Origin of the sequence: Bizionia argentinensis JUB59, assembly GCF_000224335.1 — a bacterium.
In the GTDB taxonomy this organism is placed as follows: domain Bacteria; phylum Bacteroidota; class Bacteroidia; order Flavobacteriales; family Flavobacteriaceae; genus Algorimicrobium; species Algorimicrobium argentinense.
The window spans coordinates 35,489-54,104 of record NZ_AFXZ01000044.1 but is presented as its reverse complement, the minus strand read 5'-3'; the positions used below and the strand labels follow the sequence as shown (position 1 = coordinate 54,104).

The following is an 18,616-nucleotide window of genomic DNA, read 5'->3' as shown; positions in this document are numbered from 1 at the left end:
GGGATTAACTCTTGGAGTTCTTTCATTTTTGCGTCATTGACTAATTCCATTAGCAATAAAATATCTAAATTATTAAGTATAACATCATGAGATACTTATGTTCTTTGCAGTTTTACAGTTGTATTGCTATAATATAATTGTTCGTTTAAGACACTCTTAATTGCTGAAATAATAATTTCATTATTTAAATCACTTTTTACTAGAATACCTAAAGGATTCAGTCTTTATAAAATATTAATTAACCTAATTCCGTCGGTTAATCCTATAATGATTAAAATTTTAACATCAGATATTTTAGACTCTATGTAAAAACCCAAATCTTCCCCAGAATGCAGATTATTTCTAGTACTTCTCGGCAACCTTATATCCAAAAGAAGTAAATCCAAGTTATAATGAAAGAATTTAATATCAATCAAATCAACCGCCTCATCAATTTCAGTGGCTTGATATATACAAAAAGAAAATTCGGGATTACTTTTTGTAATTGATTCTAAAGCTAGCGTGTAAGCACCGATAATTAAAGGGTGATCATCAAGAATAAAACATTATAAATTTTATTCATTAGACTGTCTATTAGAGTAAAAAATCTATATGTTAACAACACGATAAAAAAAATAATTATTCGACAAATAGCAAGTTGCTATACAGCTAATAACAATAATTCTGTTAGGAGAATATAGGCAATAAAATTTTTACTTACTTAACGGCTCTTTGGTATTAAGATCATTTTATTCGAATCATTTTATTTTCGCTACACTATCTGTAACAGATCTCGTATATATGTCATTTTTTTATCTTATTAATAACAAATTGAGCATTTTACCTATAATTTATCAATTTTATAACAGTTCCACTCATTGCAAACATTACTTATAATACCTACCTTTGCAAAAATAATTAGTTACGTATGAAAGCAAATCCTGAAGTAAATAAAGACCTTTCTTTTGAAGATTTTAAAACCGAAGTTTTATCCGATTATAACCTTGCCGTAACCTCACGCGAATGTAGCTTGCTAGGTCGTCGTGAAGTGCTTACTGGTAAAGCAAAATTTGGAATTTTTGGCGATGGTAAAGAAGTACCACAATTAGCCATGGCAAAAGCCTTTAAAAATGGCGATTTTCGTTCAGGATACTACCGTGATCAAACGTTTATGATGGCCATTGGCGCTTTAAATATCGAGCAGTTTTTTGCTGGATTATATGCCAATACTGATATTAAAGAAGAGCCTATGTCTGGAGGACGCCAAATGGGAGGTCATTTTGCTACTCAAAGTTTAGACGAAAACGGGAACTGGAATAACCTTTTAGAACAAAAGAATTCTAGTGCCGATATTTCACCAACAGCTGGGCAAATGCCCCGCTTATTAGGTTTGGCACAAGCATCAAAAATATACAGACATGTAAAAGGTATTGATACAACCAATTTTTCCAACGAAGGTAACGAAATCGCTTGGGGAACTATTGGAAATGCCAGTACCAGTGAAGGTTTGTTTTTTGAAACTATTAATGCTGCTGGTGTTTTACAAGTACCAATGGTTATGAGTGTTTGGGATGACGAATATGGTATTTCAGTTCATGCTAAACATCAAACGACTAAAGAAAATATATCTGAAATATTAAAAGGGTTCCAACGTGAAAAAGACGTAAAAGGTTACGAAATTTTACGTGTTATAGGTTGGGATTATCCGGCTTTAATTGAAACATATCAACAAGCTGCAAAGGTAGCCCGTGAGGAACATGTTCCGGTTTTAATTCACGTTCAAGAATTAACACAACCACAAGGACATTCTACTTCTGGTTCACATGAGCGTTATAAAGATGAAGACCGTTTAGCTTGGGAAGCAGAACGCGATTGCAACGTAAAACTACGTGAATGGATTATTGCAAATGGTATTGCAACAGATGACGATTTATCTGCTGTAGAAAAAACCATTAAAAAACAAGTACGCGATGGTAAAAAAGCGGCTTGGACAGCATTTACTCAACCTTTAAAACAAGAGCAAAACGAATTGGTTGCTTTATTAGAAGAGGTCGCTAATGCTAGCCCAAACAAAGTATTTATTGAAAAACTTAAAAACGATTTAGCTGATATTTCAGAGCCAATTCGTAAAGATATTATTTCGACAGCACGAAAAGTACTGCGATTTGTAGTGAGTGAATCATCTGAAACTAAAAATAAATTAGCGACCTGGATTAACGATTATATAGACGTTGTACAACCAAAGTATAGTTCTCACTTATATTCTCATTCAAGTAAATCGGCTTTAAAGATTCAAGAAGTTAAGCCTACTTATAATGATGATAGCGAAGAAGTAGATGCGCGTTTAGTGATTCGTGATAACTTTGATGCAATTTTCAGCAAATACCCAGAAGCATTAGTTTTTGGTGAAGATGCTGGACATATTGGTGATGTAAACCAAGGTCTGGAAGGTATGCAAGAAAAGTATGGTGAATTACGTGTTTCCGATGTTGGAATTCGTGAAGCTACCATTCTAGGTCAAGGAATTGGTATGGCTATGCGTGGTTTACGCCCGATTGCTGAAATCCAATATTTGGATTATATTCTGTACGCTTTACAAATAATGAGTGACGATTTAGCAACCTTACAGTACAGAACTAAAGGTCGACAAAAAGCACCATTAATTATCAGAACGCGTGGTCATAGACTAGAAGGTATTTGGCATTCAGGTTCTCAAATGGGAGGAATCATGCATTTAATCCGTGGAATTCACGTATTAGTACCAAGAAACATGACTAAAGCTGCAGGGTTTTATAATACTCTTTTAGAAAGTGATGATCCTGCATTGATTGTGGAATGTTTAAACGGTTACCGCTTAAAAGAAATGATGCCAACTAACATTGGTGAATTCAAAACGCCGCTAGGTGTTGTGGAAACTATTCGTGACGGTAGCGATATTACATTAGTATCTTACGGATCAACACTTCGTATAATTGAGCAAGCAGCTAAAGAATTACAAGAAGTAGGTATTAGTGCTGAAATTATTGATATCCAGTCGTTATTACCTTTCGATATAAACCACGACATTGTAAAGAGTGTTGCGAAAACAAATCGTTTAATGGTAATTGATGAAGATGTTCCTGGAGGTGCTTCAGCATTTATTCTAAACGAAGTTTTAAACAATCAAAATGCGTACAAGCATTTAGACAGCAAGCCAGAAACCTTAACTGCTAAAGCACACAGACCTGCTTACGGAACGGATGGCGATTATTTCTCTAAACCATCTGTAGAAGATGTTTTTGAAGCTGTTTACAACGTAATTCATGAATCTAATCCAACGGATTTTCCGAAATTGAGATAAATTTTAAAGTGTTATTTATTTAAAAAGGCCTGTTTGTTATTTTAACATCAGGTCTTTTACTTTTAGTATATTTAACATCTGAACAAAAGTGGTCAATTATCTAAAAAGACTTCATTTAGAGTCAATAATACTTTTAGGATAATCGATAATGAAATAATAATTAAAAGATCCCCGTTCCTGCTTGTCGGCAGACAGGTTCACGGGAACAAAAGATGAAAGCAGTATCCGTAGTTACCATAAAAAAAGAATTATACCATAAATCTGATCAGGAATTAATGGAGCTGGTGTTACGTTTGTCCAAATTCAAAAAAGAAAATAAAGAGCTTCTCACTTATTTATTATTTGAATTACATGATGAAACCGGTTATATTGATTCAGTTAAAAGCGAGATCGATTTGCAGTTTTCAACCATAAATACCAACAGTTATTTTTATATAAAAAAGAGTGTTCGCAAAATACTGCGACTTATTAAAAAATATGCGCGCTATTCATTAAAGAAAGAAACGGAAGTAGAACTCCTACTCTATTTTTGTGAATGTTTGAAAGATATGTCGCCTTCTATAAAAAGAAATGTCACGTTATCAAACATATACGATCGACAGATATTAGCGATTGAAAAGATTGTAAAAACCTTGCATGAGGATTTACAATATGATTACAATTTGGTTTTGGAAGAATTGAAAGAATAGGTAAGTAAAAAGACCTCACAGTCCCGACATTTCGGGATTTGAAACCTGTGAGGTCCGAAATTAAAGTCTTGTAAAAGCGCAGTTAAAAACATAAAAAAACGCAAACCGTAAAGTTTGCGTTTTTCATTAATCAGATCACCGTTTAAATTATGCCATCTGTTTTTTATGCTTACCTTCATAAACCTCTTCTACTAATTTAGCGTTAAAGGCTGGTAAATCTTTTGGTGAACGACTCGTTACTAAACCTTGATCAACTACAACTTCTTCATCCACCCAATTAGCACCGGCGTTTATAATGTCTGTTTTAATAGAGTCGTAAGATGTTACTTTTCTACCTTTTAAAACATCTGCTTCTGCTAATAACCATGGTGCATGACAGATTGCTCCCACAGGTTTATGATTTTCGAAAAATGATTTCACAAAACTTACCGCTTTTTTATTCTTTCGAAGTAAATCTGGATTTATCACACCACCTGGTAACATTAAGGCGTTATAATCACTTTGGGAAACATCATCCAAAGTTTTATCAACTTTATAAGCTTCTCCCCAGTTTCCATCTGTCCAAGATTTAATTGTTCCTGATTCTAATGAAACTATATCAACGTGTGCTCCCGCTTTCTCTAATGCTTTCTTTGGTTCTCTTAATTCACTTTCCTCAAAACCATTTGTAGCTAATATTGCTACTCTCTTATTATCTAAATTTTCCATTATAAGTACTTTTAAGATTATTAATTCGTCTACCTTAATATACTAGATATAAAGGCTTTAAACGAATTAGCCAATATGTTTAACGGAATTTTAATAGAAAGTGTTAATAAATCTGGGTAAGATGTTAAAACATTAATACATAATCCGCACTAACAGCTCTTTAAGCAAGTCACCTTGAGGAACCGCATTGGCACCAACACCTTTTCCTTTCACATCAAAAATGCGCAAATCGGCAATAATACCACTCACCTTTTTCATTGGGTAATTTTTAGCGGCAACAATATACTCTTCCGTAAAATAGGGTGATATTTTTAAAGCAGCGGCTACACTTCTTGACGACTTATCACTTAAACCATGCAAATGTAAAACTTTGGTAAAGTAAGTGTGTAAAAAGCCAACCGTTAAAACCATCGGGTTGTCTTTTGGGTTTTCACCAAAATATTTAATAATCTTATTTGCTTTTAGTACATCACGGTACCCAATAGCTTTATGTAATTCAAAATTATTATAATCTTTACTGATTCCAATATTCTCTTCAATCAGTTCTGGTGTTATTTGAGTGCCTGCTGGTAATACAATTTTCAGCTTATCAAGTTCATTGCTGATTTTACTTAAATCCGTACCCAAAAACTCGGTTAACATTTGTGCGCCTTTTGGTGTAATACTATAATTCTGACCTGCTAAAACACGATTAATCCAAGTTGGTATTTGGTTATCGTACATTTTTTTACTCTCATGAATAATAGCCGTTTTCTTTAACTCTTTATAAAGTGCTTTACGTTTATCCAGTGATTTATACTTATAATTGAAAACTAAAATGGTAGACGGTTGCGGATTTTTAGCATAGGCTAAAAAGTTTTCTATAGTTCGAGATAAATCTTGAGCTTCCTTAACAATGATCACCTGATACTCGGCCATCATTGGAAAACGTTTGGCGTGTCCAACAACATCATCAACTGTAACATCACGACCATAAAGCACCATTTGATTGAATCCGCGTTCTTCTTCTGTAAGAACGTTTTCTTGTATATAATCGGATATCTTATCTATATAATAAGGTTCCTCACCCATTAAAAAATAAATAGGTTTAAACTTTCGGTTTTTTATATCGCTAACTAATTGTTTGACTTCCTCCAAAATGGTTGACTTTCGAATTTTAAAATACCCAAACTAAAAAAGCTTTAGGCATTTGGTTTTTGATTATTGTACGTTAACTTTGGCAAAACCGTTAGTGGCAACTATGCAAGCACTCAATTTTCCCAAGTTTTCGTTCCGTTTCAAAAATAGCGAAAATAAAGTATCTATATTCGATCCTATTCGGAAAAAATTTGTGATTTTACAACCTGAAGAATGGGTGCGTCAGCATTGTCTGCAGGTTTTAATGACAGATAAAAAATACCCGAAATCGCTAATAAATGTCGAAAAAGAATTACGCGTCAATGATTTAAAAAAACGCTATGATATTGTGGTTTTCAATCCCGACGGTAGCATACATATTATAGTAGAATGTAAAGCACCTAGTATTCCTGTAAATCAGAAAACATTCGACCAAATTGCACAGTATAATTTAACGTTGAAAGCCACCTATTTAATGGTGACCAATGGTTTGGATCATTACTATTGTCAAATGGATTTTGAAGCGGAACGTTACAATTTTTTAAAAGATATCCCCGATTATAACTTATGAAAATAGCCGTTGTTATATTAAACTGGAATGGAAAACCGCTTCTAGAACAATTTTTACCGTCTGTTGTTGCTTTTTCGGAAGAAGCGACTATTTATGTTGCTGATAATGCATCTACCGATGATTCTATTACTTTTATTAAACAAAATTTCCCTTCAATAAAAACAATCCGAAATTCTGAAAATGGTGGTTATGCCAAGGGATACAATGATGCTTTAAGGCATGTTGAGGAAGACATTTACTGTTTATTAAATAGTGATGTAGAAGTAACGGAAAATTGGCTAAAACCGATTCTTTCGGAGTTTGACTTACATCCTGATACGGCCATTATTCAGCCTAAGATTTTAGATTACAAAAACAAAGATTATTTTGAATATGCTGGAGCAGCTGGTGGTTTTATCGATAAATATGGCTATCCATTTTGTCGGGGTCGTGTATTTGATTCTATAGAAAAAGACGAACAACAATATCAAGAAAAAGCAGACATATTTTGGGCTTCTGGTGCCTGTTTTTTCATCAGGAAATCTGTTTTTGAAACATTAAATGGTTTTGATGAATCGTTTTTTGCTCACATGGAAGAAATTGACATGTGCTGGCGTGCATTTAATTTGGATTATAAATGTGTGTATCTAGGAACTTCGACTGTTTATCATGTTGGTGGCGCCACATTACAAAACACCAATCCAAAAAAAACGTATTTGAATTTTAGGAACAGTCTATTCACATTAACAAAAAATGCGCCTGAAAATCTCTTTTCACTCGTTTTAACACGCTTAATTCTAGATGGAATTGCATGCATTAAATTCCTGGTAGGCTTTAAGTTCTCACATATTCTATCGGTTTTAAAAGCACATTTTAGTTATTATAAAAACATAGCTCACTTATTACAAAAACGGCGAAAATTGACTCAAAAATCAAATTATTTCCAAACAAAATCTATTATTTGGGATTACTTTATTTTAGGTAAAAAGAGCTTGTGAAAAATAACCATTATTAATAAAGCACATTTGTTTATTAATACAGTTAAAAATAGTTGAATTTAAACGTTACTTTTCTGAAAACGAATTGTTTATAAATTTGTTAAAATTTTTGTTAATCATTACCGAATGAACTAATCTTTTCTATAATTTTGGTATGTTAATAAATAACATCTTAAAATCACATTTAATATTATGAAAAAACTAATTTTATTAAGTATTTCCGCCATGTTTATCTTGGGATCTTGCGTTTCTAAAAAAGAATATGCAGCTCTTGAATCTAAGCAAAAGGAAACACAAGACTTATTAAATACCGCAACGATAAAGTTAAACTCCTGCTTATCTAAAGCACAAGGTTTAGAAGATCGAGTTGCTGATTTAAGAAGAACTAACGACAACCTTATATCAAGTAATGAATCATTAACAATGTTAACTTCTAAAGGAGCTAGCAATGTTGAAAAAACATTAGAAAGCTTAAAGGAAAAAGATTTAAGAATTACACGTTTGCAAGATGCTGTTAGTAAAAAAGACAGTGTTATGTTAGCACTTGTTACCAGTTTGAAGAAAGAAGTAGGCATGAACGATCCTGACATTGAAGTAAATGTTGAAAAAGGTGTTGTATTCATCTCTATTGCTGATAAACTATTATTCCAAAGTGGTAGCTACAATGTTACAACTAGAGCTAAAGAAGTTTTAGGTAAAGTTGCTATTGTTGTTAATAGTAAGCCAACATTTGAATGTATGGTGGAAGCTCATACAGATCCTGTACCTTATAACAAGCCACCATTAATTGACAACTGGGATTTAAGTGTTAAGCGTGCAACTTCTGTTGTTCGTGTATTAGAAGATTTAGGCGTATCGTCTAAACAACTTATCGCTGCTGGTCGTGGTGAATACCAACCTTTAGTTGATAATGATACTGCAGATAACAGATCAAAAAACAGACGTACAAGAATTGTTATTTTACCAAAAATTGACGAATTCTACGATATGATTGACAAGGAAATGAAAAACCTTGAAGCTGACGGTAAATAATCGTTTAAGCATATTAAATTAAAAAGCTCAATCTTAACGATTGAGCTTTTTTATGTCTTAAAATTAATAGAAATAATTGTTTATTTTTAGCCTTAAAAAATTTCTAAACTACCTTTTCCTTCACGGACGATAATAGGCGTTTCTTCAGATAGATCAATAACCGTTGATGCTACATTATCACCATAACCAGCATCGATAACTAAATCGACTAGGTTATTCCACTTCTCAAGGATTAATTCAGGATCTGTGGTATATTCTAATACCGAGTCATCATCACGAATAGATGTGGAGATTATTGGATTCCCTAATTGTTTTACAATTTCTAATGCAATATTGTTGCTCGGCACACGGATTCCGACTGTTTTTTTCTTTTTGAAAACTGAAGGTAATGATTTCGCTCCCGGTAAAATAAACGTATAAGGTCCGGGTAAAGCTCGTTTTAATATCTTAAATGTCGCAGAATCAATTTGTTTTACATAGTCACTTAAATTACTTAAATCGTGACAAATAAATGAAAAGTTGGATTTTTCCAGCTTCACACCTTTAATCCGAGCTATCTTCTCTAAAGCTTTAACATTGGTAATATCGCAACCTAAACCATAAACTGTATCGGTTGGATAAATAATTAACCCGCCTCTTTTTAAAACATCAACAACCCGTTTAATCTCTTTCGGATTAGGGTTTTCCTCATAAATCCTTATAAACTCTGCCATACTATTATTTAAAAATATCGTTAACTTAAGCAAAAATACACAATTCTAACTTTATAATACAGTATCACAATTGAGTCTCGGTAAAACCAAATAAATTACTAGAGCAGCAAAACTTTCAGAAAAATCGTCAGAAAATTATTCGAATTAAAAAAACTACCCAATAATCTCTAATTTCGCAAAGCGCAATAAAAGTTTTTTAACACCACCATTGTGAAATTTAATTTCCGCTTTCACATCGGCTCCAGCACCTTCAATTGTTAAAACTTCACCTTTACCAAAACGTAAATGCTCTACCATATTTCCAACAACTAATTTACCATCAAACAAGTTTGTATTTCCACCAGTTTTACTAACAGGTTTTAAGTTTTTTGAAGTCGGTAATTGCTTTTTCTCCACTTTTGAAACAGGTGGACCTTTTTTCTTAAATGTCGGTTGTACTGGTTTTTTAAATCGAACTTTATTGGGTTCAGGATCGCCAAAAATATCAGAATCTAACATTGGATTAAAACGACGCTCTTCAGCCGGGGTTAAAATATCCAAATACTTCTCGTCAATTTCTTCAATAAAACGACTTGGATCAGAATCTATCAGTTTTCCCCAACGGTATCGCGACAAGGCATAGGTTAAATACGCTTGTTTTTCTGCACGTGTTAATGCCACATAAAATAAACGACGCTCCTCCTCTAGTTCGCTCCGGGTTCCCATACTCATTGCCGACGGAAATAAATCCTCTTCCAAACCTACAATATACACATACGGAAACTCCAACCCTTTAGCTAAGTGAATGGTCATTAAAGCTACGTGATCGGCATCACCTTTATCGGCATCTAAATCTGTAGCTAAAGCCACATCTTCTAAAAACTCGGCTAAGGATGCAGTAGCATCTACAATTTCCTTCTGACCTTCAACGAAATCTTTTATACCGTTTAAAAGCTCTTCAATATTCTCTAATTTAGCAACACCTTCTGGCGTACTGTCTTTATTCAACTCGCGAATCATTCCACTAGCTTTGGCCACATGATCTGCCAATTCGAAAGCATTAGCATTTTGGTTCATGACTTGGAAACTTTCAATTAGCGTGGTGAAATCTCGTAATTTATTACGTGCTCCAGAATTAACATTAATATCTACTTTATCGATGTTTTGAAGAACTTCAAAAATAGTTTTACCGTAACCATTGGCTGAAACTACCAGCCTATCCATAGTTGTTTGACCAATACCACGAGCGGGGTAATTAATTACACGCTTTAAAGCTTCCTCGTCAGCGGGATTAATTATTAAGCGTAAATAAGATAAAACATCTTTAATTTCTTTACGCTGATAAAACGATAGTCCACCATAAATCTGGTAGGGAATTCCACGTTTTCTCAAAGCATCTTCAATAGAACGCGATTGTGCATTGGTGCGGTATAAAACGGCAAAATCACTATTTAGTAATTGATTTTGCATTTTATTATCCAAAATAGAACTGGCAACAAAACGACCTTCATCACTATCAGTTAAAGAACGATTAACTTTTATTTTAGGACCTTCGTCATTAGCTGTCCAAACAATTTTATCTAATTTAGTTTCGTTTTTTTCGATTATGGAGTTGGCAGCATTAACTATATTCTTTGTAGAACGGTAATTCTGCTCTAATCGAAATAGCTTTACATCGTCATAGTCCTTCTGGAAGTTTAGAATATTATTAATATTTGCACCACGGAAGGCATAAATACTTTGAGCATCATCCCCTACCACGCAGATATTTTGAAATCTATCCGATAAAGCACGAACAATTAAATACTGTGAATGGTTGGTATCCTGATACTCATCCACCAAAATATAGCGGAATTTATCTTGATATTTGGCGAGCACCTCTGGGAAACGCGTTAAAAGTTCGTTGGTTTTCAATAATAAATCATCAAAATCCATAACACCAGCTTTAAAACAGCGATCTACATAATTTTTATAAATATCACCCAATCGCGGGCGTCTTGCCATTTTATCAGCTTCCATTAATTCTGGATTCTGAAAATAAGCTTTAACCGTAATCAAGCTGTTTTTGTAAGAGGAAATTCGAGAACGAACCTGTTTGGTTTTATAAATCTCCTTATCTAAATTCATTTCCTTGATAATCGAAGCGATTAATCGATCGGAATCTTGAGTGTCATATATAGTAAAGTTACTGGGGTATCCCAATTTATCAGCTTCAAAACGCAAAATCTTGGCAAAAACCGAGTGAAAGGTTCCCATCCATAAGTTTTTCGCTTCACTATCTCCAACAATTGTAGCAATACGCTCTTTCATTTCGCGTGCTGCTTTGTTGGTAAATGTTAATGATAAAATATTAAAAGCATCAACACCTTGATTCATTAAATACGCAATACGATACGTTAGCACACGTGTTTTTCCAGAACCAGCGCCTGCAATAACAATCATCGGCCCATCTTTCTGTAACGTTGGCGCGAGTTGCGCTTCATTTAACTGACTTAAATACTTCTCCAAACTATAACGATTTTAAAAGTGTAAAATTAGCCATTGTTAGCCGCTTATGCAGCCAGAATTGCGAATAATTATAAACAATTTAAAGTGGTAGTTAAACCATCCTATTCAAAAGTCATTGCTTTTAATAAGCCAGCACGCGTATTGATCCAGATATAATTAAAAACTGATTGATTTTTGCTTCTTTCAATACCCTCTTTGGAGACTTCTATAAACTGAGAATTGTTTTTATTACTATCTTTAGAAACAAAAATATTGGCAATACTAGAAAGGAACTTATTATCCTCTTTACCATCCTCTCTCAAGATAATCACATCAAAAGCCTGATATTTAATTTTAAAATCAATTCGAGATAAATCATCAGTACCACCTATAGTTAAGTACGTTTTATCTAATTCTCCCTCTAAACGAACATTTAAATTGGGAACCAGAAATTTATTTAAATAAGATGCTTCTAATAAGTCTATTTCTGCTTTAAATAAAAACAAATCGGTTACGTCATTCACATCAAACTCCCAACTAGCATGTAGTGGCGCATGATTCATAAACTGCGTATTAATATCCAACGTTGTTTTGGTTGGTGACATATAAGTATTACTTACATTCTTTATCGTGGCTTGAAAATCATTAAAGTTAACCGTGCCAGCTTGACGATCGGCTTTTACTTTTTCAGAATAGCTAATGTTGGCATCTGCAATTATTAATTCATCTATGGATAAATCAAAATTTAATTCACGCAGCATTTTACTATACAAAGGTTTAATACTTTCATCATCTGTTACCAATTTATCGCGGTATATTTTCGCATTAGGTTCGGCAAACGTCACCTTCGGAGTTTTAAATTGAAAAATAGAATCTTGTCGAAAACCGTATTCAAAATCTTCTAATTTCACTGATTTTATTTTAACATTATAATGATCGCGCTCTACAGAAATAATGCGCGATAATTCTTGTTTTGAATACTTCGTTTTTAAAGTCAATTCTTGGAAATTAATTTGCTGATTCTTTATTTCTGATTTGCCTAAAGTAAGGTCTTCATAATCGCCCATTCTAAAAAAAAGCGTATCAAAAATTAAGTTTAAATCGGTATAGGATATCGGAATTTTCTGTTCGCTTGTATTTTTATCAAAACGAATATCTTTCAAAGAAAAATTTGTATTTTCAACCTGCAACATTAATGAGTCAGCTTCCACATCCATAATTTTGATATTTCCATTATTTATTTTGAAACCATCAACTTTAATAATTTTATCAAACGATTTATTGGAATCAGGTTTATAAGCCGCTTTTTGAATTTTAGCATTATGATTATATAAAACATCAGGATTGTCCAATTGAATATTTGAAACACGAATAGTATTATTGACTAAATAATTCCAATAGCCCACATTTTTAACCCGTAATTGATCGAGTTTCAAAGTTGCTAGCGTTTCTTTCGTAGTTTCGCCAATTTTTGACAATTCTATTTTATTTACCTCTAAACTACCAGAAAAAATATTCAAGCTTAAATCGGAATACGTAACAATTAACGTGTCTGGAAGCTCATTTTCAATATAATCTTCTAGCTTACTTTTCATAATCCACTGAAAAGCAAACAGCAGTACAACAAAACTAACAATAATTCCCGCAGCAATTTTTAGCCAAAACTTTTTAGATTTCCCCATTTAATAAAGATATCCAAAATTTCAAGTAATTTTTAAATATCTTTACATAAAAATAAATTATATGAATACTTTTCTCGAATTTTTAGGTGAAATATCTTGGTGGATGTGGATACTTATTGCTCTTGTTTTGGTTGCTATTCGTGATGTTTTTTTTCAAAGACGCCATACTATTAGTCATAACTTTCCTATCGTTGGTCACTTTAGGTATATGTTAGAAAAAATTGGCCCAGAATTGCGGCAGTATTTAGTGGCCAATAACCGCGAAGAATTACCTTTTAACCGTATTGAGCGCAGTTGGATTTACGCATCGGCAAAGTCGCAAAACAACTATGAAGGTTTCGGTACCGATCGTGATATTTACGCACATCAGCATATTTTTATTAATAATGCTATGATGCCTTACAAAATTGCAGAAAATCATCCGAACACTATAGATCCAACATTTTTGCCTTGTGCTAAAGTTATGGGACTATATAATAACAGAAGAAAACCATATAGACCAGCTTCTGTAATTAATGTCAGTGCCATGAGTTTTGGTTCCTTATCAGCACGAGCGGTAGAGTCCTTAAATAAAGGTGTTAAAATGGCGGATGCTTATCACAATACTGGTGAAGGAGGTTTATCACCATATCATTCACATGGTGGCGACGTTATTTTTCATTTTGGAACTGGCTATTTTGGTATTCGAGGAGAAGACGGCACGTTTTCGATGGAAAAACTTATAGATTTAGTTAATAAAAATCCATTTGTTCGTGCTATTGAAATTAAATTATCTCAAGGTGCAAAACCAGGAAAAGGTGGTGTGTTACCAGCAGCAAAAATTACCCAAGAAATATCCGATATTAGACACGTACCTTTAGGTAAAGACGTATTGTCTCCTCCAAATCATTCGGCATTTTCAAATGTACCTGAATTAATGATACTTATTGAACAGATAGCAGAAAAAACCGGCTTACCTGTTGGTATTAAAGCAGCCATTGGAAAAATGGAGCAGTGGGAAGAATTAGCCGATATTATGGTTAAAACTGGAAAAGGCCCGGATTTTATTACTGTGGATGGTGGTGAAGGCGGTACAGGTGCTGCACCCCCGAGTTTTGCTGATCACGTTTCATTGCCTTGGGTATTTGGATTTAGCGATTTGTACAAAGTGTTTAAAAATAGAAACCTAACAGAGCGCATCGTTTTTATTGGAAGTGGAAAATTAGGCTTTCCTGCTAAAGCTGCGATGGCTTTTGCTATGGGTGCCGATTGTTTAAATGTTGCTCGTGAAGCTATGATGAGTATTGGTTGTATACAAGCACAAATTTGCCATACTAATCGCTGTCCTAGTGGCGTGGCAACACAAAGTAAATGGTTACAAAGCGGTTTAGATCCAACTTTAAAATCAGTTAGATTAGCGCAATATTTTAAAACTTTTAGAAAAGAGTTTATTGAAATTACGCATGCTTCAGGTTACGAGCATCCGTGTCAGTTTAAAATGAACGATGTTGCGGTAAATGTTGATGATCAAAATTTAACAAAAGAATTGGATCGCACCTATATGTATAATAAAACTGTTGTTCCATTTACAAGTGTTCAAGATTTAAAAGATTGTAAATATTTAGGTGGGTTTAAACCTAATTAAATAAGTTAAGAAAGGCTTTTTTGTTTGTTTTAGATATGGGTACACGGTAGTCATTATCTAAAACAACATAGCCTTCATTTTCAAAATGTCTTACTTTTTCTAGATTAATAATATGCGATTTATGGCATTTAAAAAATTTAGAACTCAATAGCTTTTCAAACTTCCCTAAATTGTAGGAGCTTATTATGGTCTCACCAGTAATTACATGTATTTTGGTATAACCTTCATACCCCTCCAAATGAAAAACCTCATCTTGAGGTATAAAAGAAATCCCCTTTTGCGTTGGGATAATAATTTTATTGTTTTTTGAAATACTCGCTTCTAAAAGATTTACTAACTTTAAATTACTAGCACTTTCATGTTTTAACTTAACAACATCCAATGCTTTATTTACTGCAATAACTAAATCGTTATTATCTATTGGTTTTAAAACATAATCGATGGCCGATTTTTTAAAAGCTTCAATTGCATATTCACTGTAAGCAGTTACAAAAATGACTTGGAAATTAATGCATTTTAGTTTTGAAAGTAATTCGAAACCATTTATTCTGGGCATTTGAATATCTAGAAACAATATGTTTACAGCTTCTTTTTCCAATGCAGAAATAGCGTCTTCCGGTTTCTGATAAGCACCTAAAATCTGAATTTCCGGAAATAAACTTTGAATCTTTTTCTGTAAACCTTTTAAGTTTGAATCCTCATCGTCTACCAAAATGGCGGTTATATTTTTCATTTTAGATTTTTCTTAATTAAAAATACAGATTTATTGCCTTTGTCTGGTTTCTCTGGATGTAATTCTTGATTCTTATAACCTATTTCCCACTTATTGGATTGATTTAAAAAATGCAATCTATCTTTTAAAACATTTGATGACTTCACTTTTCCTGTTACTCGCTTTTTAGTATTTACAAAGCCCACACCATCATCAATTACTTCAACCATAAAAGTCTGTTCATCTATATATTTGAAGTTTATTGTTATCAATCCATTTTCCATTTTATTAAAAACACCATGATTTACGGCATTTTCAACTATAGGTTGCAACAACATAGTGGGGATTTCAGTAGTTTTTAAATCCATGTCTGGTTCTACTTGAATTACAAAGTTTAGTTTTTCTTTAAATCGCAATTTTTCAATTTCTAAATAGTTTTTAAGTAGCTCCACTTCTCTCTCCAATGATATTTCGTTTTCTTTTGAAAGCTCGAAAAATTGGCGGATCAGTTTAGAAAATTTTACGAGATACAATTCAGAGGTTGCAAAGTTATTTTCACCAATATAATATTGAATAGCCGACAAGGAATTGAAAACAAAATGCGGATTCATTTGAGACCGTAACGCTTTTAGCTGAAGTTCCGATAAACGTTGGTCTTCAAATATTTTCTGATTTTTTTTAAGTTGTGAGCGTTTAACGAAATAACGAGATATTAAAGCCACAATATAAATAGCTAATAGTATAGCTAAGCCTTTAAACCATAATTTTTGCCACCATAGTGGCTCTATTACAAACACTAATTGTTTTTTAATACCGTTAGCCTCTATGAGTAAGTTATAGGTTTCTGGTTGAAGATTATTGAAATTTAAATTAATAGTAGTAGAACTGATCCATTCTTTCTGAATCGGTTCCAGTTTATAATTATAAGAAACATCCTTTCTATTTTCAGAAAAGTCAATACTCGAAATTTTTATGTTTATATTATTGTTACTTTCATATTTAAATGCCGAATTACTACTAACAATAGGTTCACTATTGTAAAAAGCGTCTTCTATGTAAATATCCAATAACTGCGTAGAAACATTCTGATTTTTAGGTAAAATGGCTATTCCATTATTTGTGCCCGCTATGAGCTTATTTCCCTGAATAAAAACATCTGTAATGTTGTTAGAGGGCAAACCATTATTAATGGTAATATACATTTGCAAGGTATATTTTTCATCGAGCTTTGTATATTTTACAATACCAGACTCGGTTGCCAGCCAGATGGTATTTCCTTCAATGAAAGCTTTGTTTACTATTAAAAAATCCGAGTCTGGCAGTAACTCAATGGTCTCTAAATTTGAGACATAGGCTCCGAAACCATCGGTATTTATTAAAATTTCAGAATTAGAAAGTTTTGCTATACTTAAAACAGGTTTATTAAAAGGTTGCTTATTAAAAGCAATAGTATTAAATTTTTCATCTTTAAAATACATTAATCCATTGGTTGTTGCGACAAGAAAGTGATTATTAAAAATGAATAATTGGTTGATAGCACTTTGCTGATAATGCGCTTCAATTTCAAAGTTGGATGCGTTTATTTTATTAATACCTAATGAATAAGCCCCGTACAAATCATTATTAAAGAACACTAATTGACGTGCTTTATCGTTGACAGAAAATTTTCGATCTAAAAAACTAAAATACTTTGCTTTATTATTTTTAAAAGCCGTAATATTTGAAACAGATAGGTAGTATTCTGTTTGCAGTGCTTCAATATAAGTTGAACCGTAAACATATTCATCCTCATTTATAAAGGGCGAAAATGTGCTGGTAGAATCATTATACTTATAGAATCCTTTATTAAAAACATTAGCAATAATTTTATTATTAACGTTGCTGATACTGGTTATTTTCTGGGAAGGGAGGCAATAGGTGACATTTTGCTTTTCTATTGGCAAATAATATATGCCATTTGTAAAAGTAGTTAACCAAATAGCGCCAGAACTATCAATAAAACCAAAATGCGCCTCAAAATACTCTGGAATGTAGAAGGTTTTAGAAATATTAAAGTCTGAATCCAAGACACCAATAAATCCTTCTCCAGAAATCTGCAACTCATTATTCACTAAATTAATCCGCGCATGCTTAACTTCAGCTAGTCCTATTTCATCACTAAAATTTCGTTTATGTAGTTGCAGCGTATTTAGGTTTAAAATTGCATATTTTTTAGTGTCTACCCAAAAAAATAAGCTGTCGGTAATTTGGCCCCTTTTGTGAATTTTATCTAATCTATCAGTAAAATCAAAAGTTTTAACGGGCTTATTATTAATATCAAGCACCGTTATGGAGTCGTATTTTGCTGTTGTTTTAAAGTTTGATACAGAATGGTGCTGGATGTAGCTATGCGGAACCGTACCTTTAATTGGATAGTTTTCAAGAGTCTTCCAAATATTATCTTTAAAAACATGAAATCTTAAAGAGCTGGTTAATAAAATGTCATTCCCTATCTGGCTGGTAAAAATTGGATTAAAAACCTCCCCTTTCTGTTCACTTTCAAAAGCAAAAACACTGTCATTTTCAATATAACCTAGTTTAGAAGCTTTGGATAGATACCACAATTTACCATCTGGTGTTGGGTACATGTCCCAGACATCATTAACAGCTAAACCATCTTTGGTAGTAAAGGTTTTCATGGTATTACCATTGTACTTTACCAAACCTTTGTCCGTAGCAAACCATAAAAAGCCTTTCACATCTTGCGCTATTTTATACACATGGTTACTAGGCAAACCGTCTTTTGTGGAGTAATTGATATATTGTTGCGAGAAAGCAACAGAGCATATAAAAATAACAAAAAATAGCGGTGACTTATGTTTCACTGTTATTTCTGGTTTTACAGTTAAACCCAAAAAAAAACGCCAGATCAAATTAGTTAAGAATATGATATAGCGTTTTATATTTTGCAATAGATTGATTTTAAAGATTCATTACAAAAGTAATAGTTTTGATATTCTATTTAAAT

Annotated in this window: 13 protein-coding genes; 6 read left to right on the top strand and 7 right to left on the bottom strand. The window is 32.9% G+C overall.

Translation table 11 applies throughout. The features are described 5' to 3' along the window. Positions 1 to 907: 907 nt before the first annotated feature. Positions 908 to 3,319 carry an alpha-ketoacid dehydrogenase subunit alpha/beta gene (locus tag BZARG_RS11600; RefSeq protein ID WP_008638542.1) on the top strand — a complete coding sequence of 804 codons (2,412 nt, stop codon included), beginning with the start codon at positions 908 to 910 and terminating at the stop codon, positions 3,317 to 3,319. Between the two features lie 212 nt (positions 3,320 to 3,531). Further along, the gene (locus BZARG_RS11595) at positions 3,532 to 4,008 is read left to right on the top strand and encodes a hypothetical protein (RefSeq protein WP_008638571.1); all 477 of its coding nucleotides are present in this window, start codon (positions 3,532 to 3,534) and stop codon (positions 4,006 to 4,008) included. Positions 4,009 to 4,155: 147 nt separating this feature from the next. Here BZARG_RS11595 and BZARG_RS11590 read toward each other — a convergent pair whose 3' ends face one another. Further along, positions 4,156 to 4,716, bottom strand: a complete 561-nt coding sequence (locus tag BZARG_RS11590; RefSeq protein ID WP_008638584.1) for a type 1 glutamine amidotransferase domain-containing protein — start codon at positions 4,714 to 4,716, stop codon at positions 4,156 to 4,158. A gap of 132 nt (positions 4,717 to 4,848) precedes the next feature. After that, complete coding sequence (gene holA, locus BZARG_RS11585) at positions 4,849 to 5,853, bottom strand: DNA polymerase III subunit delta (RefSeq protein WP_008638577.1); 1,005 nt, start codon at positions 5,851 to 5,853, stop codon at positions 4,849 to 4,851. 103 nt (positions 5,854 to 5,956) lie between these two features. Here holA and BZARG_RS11580 point away from each other — a divergent pair, with 103 nt between their 5' ends. From BZARG_RS11580 to BZARG_RS11570, 3 genes are all read left to right on the top strand, one after another. Then, a complete protein-coding gene (locus tag BZARG_RS11580; RefSeq protein ID WP_008638564.1) occupies positions 5,957 to 6,403 on the top strand; it encodes a type I restriction enzyme HsdR N-terminal domain-containing protein in 447 nt (148 codons plus the stop codon). Further along, positions 6,400 to 7,380 carry a glycosyltransferase family 2 protein gene (locus tag BZARG_RS11575; protein WP_008638572.1) on the top strand — a complete coding sequence of 327 codons (981 nt, stop codon included), beginning with the start codon at positions 6,400 to 6,402 and terminating at the stop codon, positions 7,378 to 7,380. Before BZARG_RS11580 ends, BZARG_RS11575 begins: the two co-directional genes overlap by 4 nt. Positions 7,381 to 7,572: 192 nt before the next feature. After that, the gene (locus tag BZARG_RS11570) at positions 7,573 to 8,412 is read left to right on the top strand and encodes an OmpA/MotB family protein (protein WP_040288596.1); all 840 of its coding nucleotides are present in this window, start codon (positions 7,573 to 7,575) and stop codon (positions 8,410 to 8,412) included. Positions 8,413 to 8,504: 92 nt separating this feature from the next. Here the strand turns inward: BZARG_RS11570 and BZARG_RS11565 are convergent, their stop codons facing one another. The 3 genes from BZARG_RS11565 to BZARG_RS11555 form a co-directional block, all read right to left on the bottom strand. Next, positions 8,505 to 9,125, bottom strand: a complete 621-nt coding sequence (locus tag BZARG_RS11565) for an L-threonylcarbamoyladenylate synthase (protein WP_008638580.1) — start codon at positions 9,123 to 9,125, stop codon at positions 8,505 to 8,507. A gap of 153 nt (positions 9,126 to 9,278) precedes the next feature. After that, positions 9,279 to 11,612: an ATP-dependent helicase gene (locus tag BZARG_RS11560; RefSeq protein WP_008638540.1), complete on the bottom strand. Its 2,334-nt coding sequence runs from the start codon at positions 11,610 to 11,612 to the stop codon at positions 9,279 to 9,281. 101 nt (positions 11,613 to 11,713) lie between these two features. Then, positions 11,714 to 13,273, bottom strand: coding sequence for an AsmA family protein (locus BZARG_RS11555; RefSeq protein ID WP_008638544.1), 1,560 nt, complete (start codon positions 13,271 to 13,273; stop codon positions 11,714 to 11,716). Between the two features lie 61 nt (positions 13,274 to 13,334). Between BZARG_RS11555 and BZARG_RS11550 the strand changes: the two genes are divergently transcribed. Beyond that, positions 13,335 to 14,897 (top strand): FMN-binding glutamate synthase family protein, encoded by a 1,563-nt coding sequence (locus BZARG_RS11550; RefSeq protein ID WP_008638612.1) that lies wholly within the window; start codon positions 13,335 to 13,337, stop codon positions 14,895 to 14,897. On the opposite strand, the gene BZARG_RS11545 is transcribed toward BZARG_RS11550, so the two are convergent. After that, on the bottom strand, positions 14,890 to 15,630 hold the full coding sequence (locus BZARG_RS11545; RefSeq protein ID WP_008638601.1) for a LytR/AlgR family response regulator transcription factor: 741 nt from the start codon (positions 15,628 to 15,630) through the stop codon (positions 14,890 to 14,892). The two genes, BZARG_RS11550 and BZARG_RS11545, sit on opposite strands and share 8 nt — an antisense overlap. Then, entirely contained in the window at positions 15,627 to 18,473 is a 2,847-nt protein-coding gene (locus BZARG_RS15325) for a sensor histidine kinase (protein WP_123766936.1), read from the bottom strand. Before BZARG_RS15325 ends, BZARG_RS11545 begins: the two co-directional genes overlap by 4 nt. Positions 18,474 to 18,616 lie beyond the last annotated feature (143 nt).